This window comes from Paenibacillus sp. A3, assembly GCF_001399685.1.
GTDB lineage: Bacteria > Bacillota > Bacilli > Paenibacillales > NBRC-103111 > Paenibacillus_G.
Window position 1 is genome coordinate 1 of record NZ_JTHN01000045.1, and the last position, 14,085, is coordinate 14,085.

The window sequence follows — 14,085 nt, forward strand, 5'->3', positions numbered from 1 at the left end:
AGCGCTTTTTCGTCGAATTGAATCGGGGAGGCGTCATCCCGGGCGAGCTGCTGCCTATTGCAGCCACCCCCAGAGGCAGCTTTGTCTGCCTGGCGCTGACGGGGGCGAATCAAGGCTGCGTTTACTTTTGGGACCGGGATGAACAGGAATATGAGGAAGAGGACGGGCTGAAGCCGTCCTACAACTTTATGTATTTGGCCGCCGCCGACTTTGCCGATTTTGTCTACGGGATCGAATGGCAGGACAGGATGGAGCAAACGGTTGAAGCGTTCGTTGAGCGGCTTGATGGCGGCTTGGCCGGCGAATTCCGGCAGGTCATGACGGAGCTCAAGCGGGAGACCGAGGACGAGGAGTGCAAGGAGGAGATCAAGAAGAAAACGCTTGTTTTTCTCGATCGTCTTAAAGAGTGCCTGTACTCGAAAGCGGGCGTGTCCCGATTTTCGCTTAACAAGTGGAAAGCCATGGCGGAAGCCTTGGCTGCGGGCGGTTCGAGAAGCGAGTCGGCCAACGTGCTGATCAAGCACGAAAAACGGTGGAGGCTTGTGCTGTACGGCTGGAGGGCGGTCAATCCGCTCTCGGGACTGCACGAGGACGTGCTGTCCCATTTGTTCGCGCTGCGCGGCTTGATCCGGCTGTGAAAAGGGATGTTTGTGATAAGCAACCCTGTTGACATTTGGTTGAAACTGGTGTACAACTGTAGTAATCAAATTCCCTGTTAAATTCATTGACGAGAACGAGTAAGCTAATCCCTTGTTCCCCAGAGAGTTGGCCCCGTGCTGAAAGCCAACGTTCAAGAATTAGCCGAACATCCTCTCCGAGAAGGAATGCTGAAGCTTCAGTAAGCAGCCCCGGGATCCCGCCGTTACAAGGGACGCGTATGATGGTACGTCGTAGAGGTGCCGCGGGATCATGTTTCAAGATGATCGCTGCGGAACAAGGGTGGTAGCGCGAGAACAAATCTCGTCCCTTACGGGGCGGGATTTTTTTGTTTTTCAAGAAGAAAGGATGAGACCTGTGAGAAAAGTCGACGTGAAAGAAAAACCGAGAGTGCGCGAGCTTCGCGTGCTGGAGCAGTGGAAACGGGACGAAACGCCCCGCAAATCGATCGGAAACCGGGCCGGACGGCCGAATTTCGTGTTCTATGAAGGACCCCCGACGGCCAACGGCTCGCCGCATATCGGGCATGTGCTCGGGCGCGTCGTGAAAGATTTTATTTGCCGCTACAAGACGATGTCCGGCTACCGCGTCGTCCGCAAAGCCGGCTGGGACACGCACGGTCTTCCGGTCGAGCTGGGCGTCGAGAAGCAGCTCGGCATCTCGGGCAAGCAGGAGATCGAGAAATACGGCGTGGCCGAATTTGTGGAAAAATGCAAAAGCAGCGTGTTCGAATACGAGAAGCAGTGGCGGGAGCTGACCGAGGCGATCGCGTATTGGACGGATATGGACCATCCGTATGTGACGCTGACCAACGAATATATCGAAAGCGTCTGGCACCTTTTGTCCGTAATCCATGGCAAAGGGCTGCTATATAAAGGCCACCGGGTCAGCCCGTACTGTCCGGACTGCCAAACGACGCTTAGCTCCCATGAAGTGGCGCAAGGCTATGAGGACGTTAAGGACTTGAGCGCAACCGTAAAATTCAAAAGCAAAAGCGGAGACGAAATCTTCCTCGCGTGGACGACCACTCCGTGGACGCTGCCGTCCAACGTGGCGCTTGCCGTGAATAAAGATATCGACTATGCGAAGGTCAAGTATAACGGCGAAGTGTATGTCGTCGCGGAGAAGCTTGCCGGGAACGTGTTCAAGGAAGACTACGAAATCGTGTCTGTGCATAAGGGATCGGAGTTCGTCGGCACCCCTTACGAGCCGCCTTTCGGCTATGTTCGTCCGGTCCAAGGGCATATCGTCGTCGATGCGGACTACGTGAGCGATACGAGCGGGACCGGTATCGTTCATACGGCTCCTGCGCACGGGGAGGATGACTACCGGACGACCCGCAAGCACGAGCTGGATTTCGTCAACGTCGTGAATCTGGCCGGCCGCTACACCGAGCAGGTAACGGAATTCGCCGGACGCTTCGTTAAAGATTGCGACGTCGATATCGTGAAAAGCTTGTCCGAGCGCGGCCTGCTGTTTTCCAAGGAGCGTTACGAGCACAGCTACCCGTTCTGCTGGCGCTGCAAATCGCCATTGCTATATTATGCGATGGAAAGCTGGTTCATCCGGACGACGGCCGTCAAGGACCAATTGATCGAGAACAACCGCAAGATCAACTGGTATCCTTCCCACCTCCGTGAAGGGCGCTTCGGCAAGTTTCTGGAAGAGCTTGTCGATTGGAACATCAGCCGCAACCGCTACTGGGGGACGCCGCTGAACGTCTGGGTGTGCGGCGATTGCGGTCAAGAGCATGCGCCGGGGAGCCGGAAAGAGCTGCGGGAGCGGGCGATTCAGCCGCTTGACGAGAGCTTGGAGCTGCACAAGCCGTACGTCGACGAAGTGAAGCTGCGCTGTGTCTGCGGCGGCACGATGGAGAGAACCCCGGAGGTGATCGACGTCTGGTTCGACAGCGGCTCGATGCCGTTCGCGCAGTACCATCACCCGTTCGGCGACGAGCAGATGTTCAGCGAGCAGTATCCGGCCGATATGATCTGCGAAGGGATCGATCAGACGCGGGGCTGGTTCTTCAGCCTGCTGGCCGTCTCGACGCTGTACAACGGGAAGTCGCCTTACAAAGCCGTCATTTCGACCGGACACGTGCTGGACGAGAACGGGCAGAAGATGTCCAAGAGCAAAGGCAACGGCATCGATCCTTGGGAAATCATCGAAGAGTTCGGCACCGACGCGTTCCGTTGGGCGCTGCTGGCCGACAGCGCGCCGTGGAACAGCAAGCGGTTCTCCAAGCAAATCGTCGCCGAAGCGAAATCGAAGGTGATCGACACGCTCCATAACGCGCATGCGTTTTATGCGCTGTATGCGGCGATCGACGGCTACAAGCCGGAGGAGCACCCGCCGCGGGCCTCCGCGAACGAGCTGGACCGCTGGATTGTATCGAGACTGAACAGCACCTTGCGTCAGGTCGTGAAGGGGCTGGACGACAACGACTTCCTGAATCCGGCGAAGCAAATCGAGGCGTTCGTCGACGAGCTGAGCAACTGGTATATCCGCCGCTCCCGCGACCGTTTCTGGGCCAGCGGCATGACCGAAGATAAAGTGTCCGCGTACCAGACGCTCCGCGAAGCGCTCTTGACGCTTGCCGCCATGATCGCGCCCTATGCGCCGCTTATCGCCGAAGACATCTACGGAAATCTTGGCGGCGAGGGAAGCGTTCATCTCGCGGATTACCCGAAGGCGAGCGATTTCGCGGTGGATACGACTCTTGAGCGTGACATGGAAACCGCACGGCAAATCGTCGAGCTGGCGCGCAGCGTCCGGAACGAAACCGGGATCAAAACCCGCCAGCCGTTAGCCGAGCTGATCGTTTCGCTGGACCGGGAGTTCCATCTGTGCCGGTACGCGGATATCGTCAAAGAGGAGATCAACGTCAAAGACATCCGCATCGAGCAAAGCGACAGCGGGTTCGTGGACTTCAGCTTGAAGCTTAACCTGAAAGTGGCGGGCAAAAAATATGGCAAATTCGTAGGACCGGTGCAAAGCCGTCTGAAGCAGCTGTCCGCCGCGGAAGCGAAGCAAGCCGTCTTCGCAGGCTTCCTGGATGTGGCGGTCGACGGAGAAACGCTTCATCTTACGCTCGACGAGCTGCTCGTGGACAAACAAGCCAAAGCCGGCTTCGCGTCCGCTTCCGGTTACGGAATTACCGTTGCTTTAAATACGGAGATCACCGAAGAGCTGGAGCAGGAGGGGCTTGTTCGGGAGATCGTCCGCGCCGTGCAGGATTACCGCAAAAAGCTGGAGCTGCCGATCGAAAAACGCGTCGCGCTCGTACTCGACGTCGATCCGCAGTTGAAGGAAGCGCTGGAGCGGTTCGATCATGTGCTGCGGGATAACGTGCTGCTGTCCGGCGTCCGGTATGCCAAGGAACCAGGGATGGAATCCGTTTCATTAGGAGATCGGACGGTCGGTCTGCGTATTCAATAATCCGTCTGCTTTGAACAGAAGGGACATATAGGGCACAAAGCGTCAAGATGCGAAAGTCTTGATGCTTGGTGCCGTTTCTTTTTTTAGCAAGGAAAGACTTATATATGACATAGGTTGGCAGGATAGGTTGTTTAAAATGAAAGAGAATCAACGAACAAGGAGGAATATTCGATGAAGTCTTTGCATGGAAAGGTAGCTTTGGTTGCCGGCGCTACGCGTGGAGCGGGCCGGGGCATTGCGATCGAATTGGGAGCGGCCGGAGCCACGGTTTATGTCACCGGCCGTACGACCCGGACGCAGCGCTCCGAGTATAACCGGCCGGAGACGATTGAAGAGACGGCCGAGCTTGTAAATCGTGCAGGCGGCAATGGGATCGCGGTTCAAGTGGATCATCTCGATCCGGACCAGGTACGGGAGCTCGTTTCACGCATTGAACAAGAGCAGGGGCGGCTGGACATCCTTATCAACGACATTTGGGGCTCAGAATACTTGATGCAATGGAACGTACCCGTATGGGAGCATTCCCTTGAAGGCGGGCTTCGCATGCTGCGGCTGGCGGTCGAAACGCATATCATTACGAGCCATTTTGCGCTTCCCTTATTAATCCGCAGCGGAAACGGACTGGTCGTTGAAATGACCGACGGTACAGAGGAATACAACCGTCAAAATTACCGGCTGTCGCTGTTTTACGATTTGGCCAAAACTTCCGCCATTTGCATGGCCCGGTCCTTGGCCCATGAACTTGCGCCACATCAATGTACGGCTGTGGCAGTGACTCCCGGCTGGATGCGCTCCGAAATCATGCTGGAGCATTACGGGGTGAAGGAAGAGAACTGGCGCGACGCCGCTTCGAAAGAACCTCATTTCCTGATTTCGGAAACGCCGCGATTTGTAGGCCGGGCCATTGCCGCGTTGGCTGTCGATCCGCAGGTTTCCCGGTGGAACGGACAGTCCTTATCGAGCGGACAACTTGCGAAAGAATACGGGTTCCATGATCTTGACGGCTCCCGGCCGGATTGCTGGCGATATATCGTCGAGGTGCAGGATGCGGGAAAACCGGCGGATGTCACCGGGTACCGTTAATCGGTTATAATGAATATACTTCCGCGAAGCGAGGTGATCAGGGATAAAAGGAATAAACATCAGGAACGTTAGCGTAACGGATTATCGCGATATTTATTTGCTGAATCAAGACTTTAACCCCAGTTTTTATACTTTTTCAGAAGATAAAGTAAAAGAACGGATCGAATTCATCACGAACCATACAAAAGATATTATTCTCGTTAGCGAACGAAACAACGAGGTCATGGGTTACATTCACGGGAGTCCGTACTATTTGCTTTTTTCCGACTCGCTGCTCAACATTTTAGGGTTTGTGGTCAAAGAAAAGTACCGCAACCAAGGTGTTGGCGGCATGCTGATTCATAGTCTTGAAGCTTGGGCAGAGACCAACGGGTTCTCCGGAATCAAATTGCTGTCCCATCCGAGCCGGATTCATGCCCACCGGTTCTACGAACGAAGAGGCTATGTTTTTACAAAGGACCAAAAAAATTATATTAAAAAGTTCAACTAGCGCTTCTTTCTTGAGTGGCATCGTGCGGAAAAAAAGGATATTAAAGGATGCACCTCGAATACATTACTTCACTGTCATACGCTATTTCATGCCGACAAGGAGTGAAGTTTAGACCATGATCGACCGCCGCCATGATGTAAGACCCGAAGTAAGCGCTTATCTGGAACGAATCGGATACGACGGTCCGCTGGACGGAAGCGCGGCCGTGCTGGCCGAATTGCAGGAGCGTCATCTTCATTCGGTGCCTTACGAAAACCTGGATATTGTGCGCCGCATTCCGCTGTCATTGGAAGTCGAGGATCTGATCGACAAAATTGTCGTTCGCCGCCGCGGCGGATACTGCTTCGAGCTGAATGCGCTCTTCAGCTGGCTGCTGCGGGAGCTGGGGTACCCGGTCACGGATTTCGTTGCCCGCTTCTGGCGGGACGAGCCGGCCCCGCCCCCCAATCGCCGCCATCAGGTCCTGAAGGTCGAGGCGGGAGGTGCGACGTATCTCTGCGATGTGGGAGTAGGAGGGATTGTTCCCCGTCGTCCCATCCAACTGATCGAAGGACTGGAGCATCAGCAGGGAGACGAATGCTACCGGATGGAGCGCGACCCCTATTACGGCTGGGTGCTCAGCGAGCTGAAGCACGGGCAATGGTGCTGGCTGTATTCCTTTACCGAAGAACCGCAGCTGCCTAAGGACTTCATCATGGCGAGCTATTGGTGCGAGAACGCTCCCGACTCGGTCTTCATCAGCGATGCCAGGGCGGCGATTCGTACCCAAGACGGGCGCAAGACGCTGGCCGGCGAGGAGTTCCGGATTTTCACCGCCGACGGTGTCCAAACCTTTACCCCGCAGACAAAAGAAGAGTACGACGAAGCGCTGCGCACTCATTTTGGCATTGTCATGGATAGAAAGGAGGAGGACGTATGAGCCTTCGACAAAAAATCCAAAGGTGGTTTAAATACTTCGTGATTATGACAAAAATGTAGTTAATGCTACATATAATTAATAACATTAACGATTAATGAGATAAAAAAAGAACTGCCGCACCGCTAAGAAACGGGGCCGGCAGTTCTTTGCTTTAAGTCGGCTCGACATGCGCTCAAAATTTTGTCGCTTAGCTCCGGATCGTTGACGGAACGGGCCAGCAGGATGGAGCCGACCATGGTCGCAGTCAGTGCGATGCTTTTGTCTTCGTCTTGTCCGGCAAGCCCCGAGACAAAAGAGACGAAGCGGGAGACCTCTTCGGTGAACACTTCGCGGATGTCCTCGGAAGAGCGGGCGATTTCGCCGGCCAGTGCTGGCATGATGCAGCCTTGCTCCGCCGAGTCACGGTGGGTGTCGCTCAAGTATGATTCGATTACGGCGGTTAGCTTTTGCTCGTCTGACGCCTGTTCCGCGATGGAGCCGAGCCGGGAGACGGTGCCTTCCATTGCGCTTTTGCAGGCTTCGGCAACCAACTGCTCCTTGCTGTCGAAATGGGCATAGAAGCCGCCGTGCGTCAGTCCGGCCCCGCTCATAATTTGCGGCACGCTGACCGCTTTGATCCCGTTCGCCCGGAATGCCTGTGAGGCGCTCTGCACAATTTTATGACGGATGTTCATTTTATGTTTTTTGGTATAAGGCATCTTACGTTTCACCACGCCTAACGATAATTTATGTATTCTCTATGATGTCACGAAGGAAAGCATTTACGGAACGCGGTAAGCAGCTTAAGGTCACTATGGTCCCAAGCAAAATGAAGTTGCCGAATTTCGGATGAATGACATTGCGATGAATGCCCATTTGGCCCAGCCCGGCGGCCACGGCGATCGGCTTGTGCGAAATGAACCATTGCGGACCAACGATCAAAATATGATAATCATCATAAATATTATAATCATCATATTTAAAACGGTCAACGAATATCCACATTTGCAGAACCCGCATCAGGACGCGGGCGGGACCGGATGCGCCCCAAAAATCACCCGCAGAACCCCGTTCAAGCCATGAGCGTTAGTCTTGACAAACACAACATCTTGATATAGATTTGAATCTATCATCTACATATCGTGATTGGATAGGCGCCTTTCTGCTAAAGATGCGGAAGGCTTAATAGGGAAGTCCGGTGCAAAGCCGGCGCGGTCCCGCCACTGTAAGGAAGAGTGTCCCTCCAAGTTCGCCCACTGGCCTTGTCGCATGTGTGGCCGGGAAGGGGGAGGGCGCGATGACTCCGAGCCAGGAGACCTGCCTGTTCATTCGACACCCGTCCTACGGAGATAGGAACGTGTCCGGTATCGTGCTTAGACAGCATGTTTATTTTCATGCTGTTTTTGAGACGCATTCGGTCCGTTCTGCGGGCCGGCGGCGTCTTTTTTTGCCGTGCCCGGGGCGTTGGCGGGAGAGAAAAAAGGAGACGAAGACCATGCTGATTGCGTACGATTCCAGAACGGGGAATGTGCGGAGATTTATCGGTAAGCTGAACATGCGATCGGTTCAAATCGAGGAGAACATGCAGATGGACGAGCCTTTCGTCCTTGTTACTTATACGACCGGCTTCGGGCAGGTTCCGGAAAAGACGGCCGCTTTTCTTGAGCGCAATCACAGCCGGCTGCTTGGGGTCGCCGCCAGCGGCAACCGCAATTGGGGCGACGGCTTCGCCAAGAGCGCCGATCGGATTGCATCCATGTACCGCGTGCCGGTCCTGGGCAAATTCGAGCTTGCAGGGACGAAGCGCGATGTAGAAACGTTTAGAAGCGAGGTGGGCACCGTTGCGGCATATTGAATTGAACAACCAACTGATGCGGCGGGAAGCGGACGGATTTTTTCAACTGGACAAGGACCGGGAGGCGGTCCAAGCGTTTATGGAAGAGGTGGAGCGCAGCAGCATCCGTTTCGCCGATACGGCTGAAAAGGTCCGTTATATGATCGACAACGACTACTACGAGAACGTGTACGACCGCTATTCGCCGGAAGAGGTGGAGGACGTCTACCGGATTACGCACAGCTACGGCTTCCAGTTCCAGTCGTACATGGCGGCTTCGAAGTTTTATACGGATTATGCAATGAAAAGCAACGACCGCTCGCTCTACCTGGAGCATTACCCCGACCGCGTGGCGATCGTCGCGCTGTATCTTGGACGCGGAGATTCGGACACCGCACGGGCCTTGGCGGCATCGATGATGGAGCAACGGCTGCAGCCGGCGACTCCGACGTTCCTCAATGCCGGGAAAAGCCGGCGCGGCGAGATGGTGTCGTGCTTTTTGCTGGAGATGGACGATTCGCTCAATTCGATCAACTACGTGCTTGCCACGTGCATGCAGCTGTCCAAGATCGGCGGCGGCGTAGCAGTGAACCTGTCCAAGCTGCGCGGACGCGGAGAGCCGATCAAAGGCGTGGAAGGCGCCGCCAAAGGCATCATGCCGGTGCTGAAGCTGATGGAGGACGCGTTCTCGTACGCCGATCAGATGGGACAACGAAAAGGCTCGGGCGCGGCTTATTACAACATCTTCGGCTGGGACGTGATGGAGTTTCTGGACAGCAAGAAGATTAACGCGGACGAGAAAAGCCGGCTGAAGACGCTCTCGATCGGGCTGATCGTCCCGAACCGGTTCTACCGGCTGGCCGAGGAGAACGAGCCGCTTCACGTGTTCGCGCCGTACTCCGTCTGGAAGGCCTACGGGACGCATCTCGACGACATGGATATGGACGAGATGTACGACCGGCTGCTGGCCGACGACCGGGTGCGCAAGAAAGCGGTCATGAGCGCGCGCGACATGCTCGTGAAGATCGCGACGGTGCAGCTCGAATCCGGGTACCCGTACATGATGAACAAAAGCAACGCCAACCGGGCGCATGCGCTTAAAAATATCGGTTCGATCAAAATGTCGAATCTGTGCACGGAAATTTTCCAGCTTCAGGAAACGTCGGAAATCGCCGACTACGGGCAGCCGGACATCATCCGGCGCGACATCAGCTGCAATCTGGCTTCGCTTAACATCGTCAACGTGATGGAGCAGGGCAAAATACGCGAATCGGTCCGCGAAGGGATCATGGCGTTAACGGCGGTCAGCGATATGACCCATGTCGCCAATGCGCCGGGCGTGGCGAAGGCGAACCGCGAGATGCATTCGGTCGGGCTCGGCGCGATGAATTTGCACGGCTTCCTGGCGAAGAACAAAATCGCGTACGAAAGTGAAGAAGCCAAGGATTTCGTCCGTACCTTTTTCATGATGATGAATTTTTACTCGCTAGAGGCCAGCATGGAGACGGCGAAGAAGACGGGCGTTACGTTCGCGGGCTTCGAGCGGTCGGATTACGCCGACGGCAGTTATTTCATCCGTTACACCGATACGGATTACCGGCCGGTAACGGAGAAGGTCAAGGCGCTGTTCGGGGAAATGGAGATTCCTTCTCCCGAGGATTGGCGGGCGCTGCAGGAGGCCGTACGCACGCATGGGCTGTATCATGCTTACCGGCTGGCGATTGCCCCGACGCAAAGCATCTCGTATATCCAGAACGCGACCTCCAGCATCATGCCGATCGTGGAGCCGATCGAGACCCGGACGTACGCGAATTCGACGACCTATTACCCGATGCCGTATATGAACCGGGACAACTTCTACTATTACAAGTCCGCCTACCAGATGGACCAGTTCAAGGTGTTGGATCTGATCGCGGAGATTCAGGCGCACGTCGACCAAGGCATCTCGACCGTGCTGCACGTCAACAGCGACGTGACGACGAGACAGCTGGCACGGTATTACATTTACGCGGCCCGCAAAGGCTTGAAGTCGCTGTATTATACCCGGACGAACCGGTTGACGATGGAAGAATGCATTAGCTGCTCCGTGTAACGACGACAGCATCCGAGCAAGGCAAGTGAGAGGAGCCGATGGTATGAGCGTGTTGAAGGCGGTCAACTGGAACCGTCCGGACGACGATTTTACGATAACCTTCTGGAACCAGAACATCATGCAGTTCTGGACCGACGACGAAATTCCGCTGTCCGACGACAAAATGAGCTGGCTGACGCTCAATGACGACGAACGCGATCTATATATGAAGGTGCTTGGCGGATTGACGCTGCTTGATACGGTTCAGGGCGGCGTCGGGATGCCGAAGCTGCTGGAGCACGTCGAAGGGCTGCAGCGCAAGGCGGTGCTCGGCTTCATGGGCATGATGGAGCAAATTCACGCCAAATCGTACAGCAGCATCTTTACGACGCTGGCGACAACCGAAGAAATCGACGGCGTGTTTCGCTGGGTGGAGCAAAATGTGTTTTTGCAGACGAAGGCGGAGACGATCTCCCAATATTACAACCACATCCGGACGCCGAAGGAGCTGTACTTGGCGATGTGCGCGTCCGTCTTGCTGGAAAGCTACTTGTTCTACAGCGGCTTCTTCTACCCGCTCTATTTGGCCGGTCAGGGGAAAATGACGAGCAGCGGCGAAATCATCGATCTTATTCTGCGCGACGAGAGCATCCACGGTCTGTATGTCGGGGTGCTGGCGCAGGAGGTGTTCGCCGGACTGAGCGAGGAGGATCAGGAGGACGCTACCGAGACGCTGCTCGGGCTGCTGCGCTATTTGCACGGCAACGAGGAGCGGTACACGGAGCAGCTGTATGCTTCCGTCGGCTTGGTCGACGAGGTGAAGGCGTTTCTGCGTTATAACGCAAACAAAGCGCTGATGAATTTGGGCCAGGACCCGCTGTTCGAGGAGGAAGAGATCAACCCGATCGTCTTGAACGGCATTAGTACGCGTACGAAGCAGCACGATTTCTTTTCCAAAAAAGGAAACGGCTACGTGCGCACGATTCATGTCGAGCCGCTGACCGACGACGACTTCCGGTTTGAATAAATCGGCTGCTGCCCAGAGTGCAGGCAGTCTACTTTAAGAAGAGAAGCACGGTTTGCCATCTAGGCATTCGCTTGAAGCGGATAGGATGGCGGATCGTGCTTTTACTTGTCTTTGTCAAAAGAAAAAATCCCTCCAGTGTTCGGCATGCTCCGCAGGAAGGCGGACACCCGCTTCCGTTCCCTCTACAATTAGGAAACGAAACGGAGGGAGGAATCGTTAAATGCGTGCAAAATCCATTATTTTTACTTCGGTCCTGATCGGTTATGTCGGTCTGGGCATTCTCAATCCGCTCGTCGCCCCGCTGATCCGCGAGCTCGGACTTTCGGAAACGGATGCCGGCTGGATTGTAGCGGCTTCCTCGTTCATGGTGCTGCTCACTTCGGCGTTCTGGGGAAGCTGGAGCGACCGCATCGGGCGCAAGCCGGTGCTGTTGATCGGGCTGACGGGCATGGCCGCCAGCTTCGGCATGTTCGTCGCGGTGACCGAGCAAGGCTTGGCCGGCAAATTTCAGCCTGCCATATTGTTTACGCTGCTGCTGATCTCGCGCCTGCTGCTGGGAGCCGCGTTCCCGGCCGTCCTGTCGTCCAGCCAAGCGTATATGGCGGATATTACGACCGAGAAGGACCGCGCCGCCGGGATGTCGTTAATCGGCGCAGCCAACGGTCTCGGGCTTGTCGTCGGTCCTGCGGTCGGCGCGCTGCTGACCGCTCTAAGCCTGCTGGCCCCGATCTACCTCGCGGTAGCTTTGCCTCTGCTCGGCATGCTCTGGGTCGCCTTCGGCATGGCGAATTCCAAACCGCAGGCGCACGGCCAGCAGAAGAAAACACTGCGTAAGGAAATACTTCCTTACCTTGCGGTTGCCATGATCGTCATGATGGCGTTGATCCAGACGCAGGTGACCGCCGGATTTTATTTTCAGGATAAGCTCGGCTTGTCGACGACCGAAACGGCGCAAGCGGTCGGCGCGGCTCTGTTCTGCATCGGCTTCATGATGGCGCTGGTTCAATTCACGGTTGTCCGCAAAAACCGGCTGACCCCCTTGAAATTGCTGCAGTTGGGAGTCCCAGTCTTCGCCGTCGGTCTTGTACTGCTGGTAAGCTTCAGCCATATCGCGCCGTTCTTTGCCGCTTTCGCCCTGATGGGGATCGGGGTAGGGCTCGCGATTCCCGGCTTCACCTCGGGGGCTTCCTTGGCCGTAGCCAAGCATGAACAGGGTGAGGCCGCAGGGATGATCGCCGCAGCGATCGGGATCGGATCGCTTCTCGGCCCGTTGACCGGCACGTTCCTGTACCGGATTAGCCCGGAAACGCCGTTCTGGCTGTTGATCCTGCTGCTTGTGCTGCTCACGGGCTATGTGTGGAGCAGCCAGGGTATCCGTGGAAAACGGCAGGCCGTGGTTGACTAACGAATTGAGAATTATTATCATTTAAGAGAAGAGGTGAACGACTCCGGAGTGAGAGGATTCAGGTGCTAACGATGATGGCTGAGGATTTTCATCAAATATATAATGCGTTTTTCGACGGTTTTCAATTGTCGCGCCGTTATGCCGACCGGACCGAGCAGCTGCCCGTTCCGCGTCAGGCCGGGGAAGGTGCGCTGCGCCGGTTCGTGCCGCGACCGGATTTGGAGATCGTCATTTCGGATTATACGCTTTCGCGGAACCGTCAATTTCAGGTGCGCACGGATTCGGCGATGGTCGAGCTTAGCTTTTGCCTGCAAGGAAAGCGGGAGCTTCATATTTCCGGAATGAAGCATGAATTTCGCGCGAACCGCTGCACGCTGCAGCTGGTGGACCGGTTTCAAGCGCATTTTGACTTCGTCGGGAACCAGCCGATGCTTGCGGTCGGCATTGGGATTCCTGTCGCGACGTTCGACCGTTTTATGGAAGATTTTGAAGGAAAGCGTCCCGTCGATTTTGCCAAGCTGGTCGATCGAAGTCCGTTCCGTCTCTTCGAGCAGGCGATCGATCCTGCGACTTCCGTCATTCTGCAGCAGATACTGGACGCCTCTTATTCGAACGACACGCGCAAAATATATATGGAAAGCAAGGCGCTGGAGCTGCTGTCCCTTTCGTTTCATACGCTGCTGTGGGATCGCGAGCCCGACGATAAGCATATCCGGTCCAAGCTGAGCAAGAGCGACCTGGAGAAAATACGCCAGGCGCAAGAGGTGCTGCTGCATCGCATGGATAGTCCGCCTTCGCTGCTGGAGCTGTCCCGAACGGTCGGTCTTAACGACTTCAAGCTGAAGATCGGGTTCAAGGAAGTATACGGACATACGGTATTCGGTTATTTGCGGGAGAAGAGGCTGGAGAAAGCGCTGCTGCTGCTGCAAAAGGGGCAGGTCAACGTGAATCAGGCCGCCTGCGTCGTCGGCTATTCGAATCCGAGCCATTTTGCCGAAGTGTTCCGCGAGAAATACGGATTCAATCCCGGCGAGCTCGTTCGCAAATAGTGGTGTGCTCCCGCGTCAGACCGCCAAACCGCCAGAGGAAATTCCTTTGGCGGTTTTTTGCTGCGCATTAAAATCCCGGCAACCGCGAAAAAAATCCGTGCGGGGGTGGATGAACGGTTGCGGATACGGTAGC

The 14,085-nt window shown here is 55.6% G+C and carries 12 protein-coding genes, 1 riboswitch and 1 other annotated feature; of the genes, 10 read left to right on the forward strand and 2 right to left on the reverse strand.

Translation table 11 applies throughout. The features are described from left to right. The 5 genes from QJ48_RS37365 to QJ48_RS06475 all read left to right on the forward strand — a co-directional run. The coding region (locus tag QJ48_RS37365; protein ID WP_162238448.1) for an SMI1/KNR4 family protein at positions 1-638 on the forward strand (638 nt) is incomplete at its 5' end. Positions 639-715: 77 nt separating this feature from the next. After that, positions 716-971: a binding site (T-box leader), on the forward strand. A 43-nt stretch (positions 972-1,014) separates the two neighbouring features. Next, positions 1,015-4,095 (forward strand): isoleucine--tRNA ligase, encoded by a 3,081-nt coding sequence (ileS, locus tag QJ48_RS06460; protein WP_054972821.1) that lies wholly within the window; start codon positions 1,015-1,017, stop codon positions 4,093-4,095. Positions 4,096-4,266: 171 nt separating this feature from the next. Then, the gene (locus QJ48_RS06465) at positions 4,267-5,178 is read left to right on the forward strand and encodes an SDR family oxidoreductase (protein WP_054972822.1); all 912 of its coding nucleotides are present in this window, start codon (positions 4,267-4,269) and stop codon (positions 5,176-5,178) included. 91 nt (positions 5,179-5,269) lie between these two features. Then, entirely contained in the window at positions 5,270-5,668 is a 399-nt protein-coding gene (locus tag QJ48_RS06470; protein ID WP_337589617.1) for a GNAT family N-acetyltransferase, read from the forward strand. A gap of 115 nt (positions 5,669-5,783) precedes the next feature. Beyond that, complete coding sequence (locus QJ48_RS06475; RefSeq protein WP_054972824.1) at positions 5,784-6,587, forward strand: arylamine N-acetyltransferase; 804 nt, start codon at positions 5,784-5,786, stop codon at positions 6,585-6,587. A gap of 122 nt (positions 6,588-6,709) precedes the next feature. Here QJ48_RS06475 and QJ48_RS06480 read toward each other — a convergent pair whose 3' ends face one another. Further along, the gene (locus tag QJ48_RS06480; protein ID WP_054972825.1) at positions 6,710-7,285 is read right to left on the reverse strand and encodes a TetR/AcrR family transcriptional regulator; all 576 of its coding nucleotides are present in this window, start codon (positions 7,283-7,285) and stop codon (positions 6,710-6,712) included. A gap of 28 nt (positions 7,286-7,313) precedes the next feature. Beyond that, positions 7,314-7,571: a hypothetical protein gene (locus QJ48_RS06485; RefSeq protein WP_157261543.1), complete on the reverse strand. Its 258-nt coding sequence runs from the start codon at positions 7,569-7,571 to the stop codon at positions 7,314-7,316. 130 nt (positions 7,572-7,701) lie between these two features. Further along, a riboswitch (cobalamin riboswitch) is annotated at positions 7,702-7,906 on the forward strand. 155 nt (positions 7,907-8,061) lie between these two features. Between QJ48_RS06485 and nrdI the strand changes: the two genes are divergently transcribed. From nrdI to QJ48_RS06510, 5 genes are all read left to right on the forward strand, one after another. Beyond that, positions 8,062-8,421 (forward strand): class Ib ribonucleoside-diphosphate reductase assembly flavoprotein NrdI, encoded by a 360-nt coding sequence (gene nrdI, locus QJ48_RS06490; RefSeq protein ID WP_054972851.1) that lies wholly within the window; start codon positions 8,062-8,064, stop codon positions 8,419-8,421. After that, positions 8,408-10,492, forward strand: a complete 2,085-nt coding sequence (nrdE, locus tag QJ48_RS06495; protein WP_054972827.1) for a class 1b ribonucleoside-diphosphate reductase subunit alpha — start codon at positions 8,408-8,410, stop codon at positions 10,490-10,492. Before nrdI ends, nrdE begins: the two co-directional genes overlap by 14 nt. 43 nt (positions 10,493-10,535) lie before the next feature. Further along, positions 10,536-11,498, forward strand: coding sequence for a class 1b ribonucleoside-diphosphate reductase subunit beta (gene nrdF / locus QJ48_RS06500; protein WP_054972828.1), 963 nt, complete (start codon positions 10,536-10,538; stop codon positions 11,496-11,498). Between the two features lie 220 nt (positions 11,499-11,718). Beyond that, positions 11,719-12,903 (forward strand): MFS transporter, encoded by a 1,185-nt coding sequence (locus tag QJ48_RS06505; RefSeq protein ID WP_054972829.1) that lies wholly within the window; start codon positions 11,719-11,721, stop codon positions 12,901-12,903. A gap of 71 nt (positions 12,904-12,974) precedes the next feature. Continuing rightward, the gene (locus QJ48_RS06510) at positions 12,975-13,952 is read left to right on the forward strand and encodes an AraC family transcriptional regulator (RefSeq protein WP_054972830.1); all 978 of its coding nucleotides are present in this window, start codon (positions 12,975-12,977) and stop codon (positions 13,950-13,952) included. Positions 13,953-14,085: the final 133 nt, after the last annotated feature.

Bases quoted from the DNA above. Each gene is read 5' to 3' on its own strand.
- QJ48_RS06505 (WP_054972829.1), top strand. From the start codon at position 11,719: ATGCGTGCAAAATCCATTATTTTTACTTCGGTCCTGATCGGTTATGTC.
- QJ48_RS06485 (WP_157261543.1), bottom strand. From the start codon at position 7,571: ATGTGGATATTCGTTGACCGTTTTAAATATGATGATTATAATATTTAT.
- QJ48_RS06480 (WP_054972825.1), bottom strand. From the start codon at position 7,285: ATGCCTTATACCAAAAAACATAAAATGAACATCCGTCATAAAATTGTG.
- QJ48_RS06465 (WP_054972822.1), top strand. From the start codon at position 4,267: ATGAAGTCTTTGCATGGAAAGGTAGCTTTGGTTGCCGGCGCTACGCGT.
- QJ48_RS06475 (WP_054972824.1), top strand. From the start codon at position 5,784: ATGATCGACCGCCGCCATGATGTAAGACCCGAAGTAAGCGCTTATCTG.
- QJ48_RS06510 (WP_054972830.1), top strand. From the start codon at position 12,975: ATGATGGCTGAGGATTTTCATCAAATATATAATGCGTTTTTCGACGGT.
- nrdF (WP_054972828.1), top strand. From the start codon at position 10,536: ATGAGCGTGTTGAAGGCGGTCAACTGGAACCGTCCGGACGACGATTTT.
- nrdI (WP_054972851.1), top strand. From the start codon at position 8,062: ATGCTGATTGCGTACGATTCCAGAACGGGGAATGTGCGGAGATTTATC.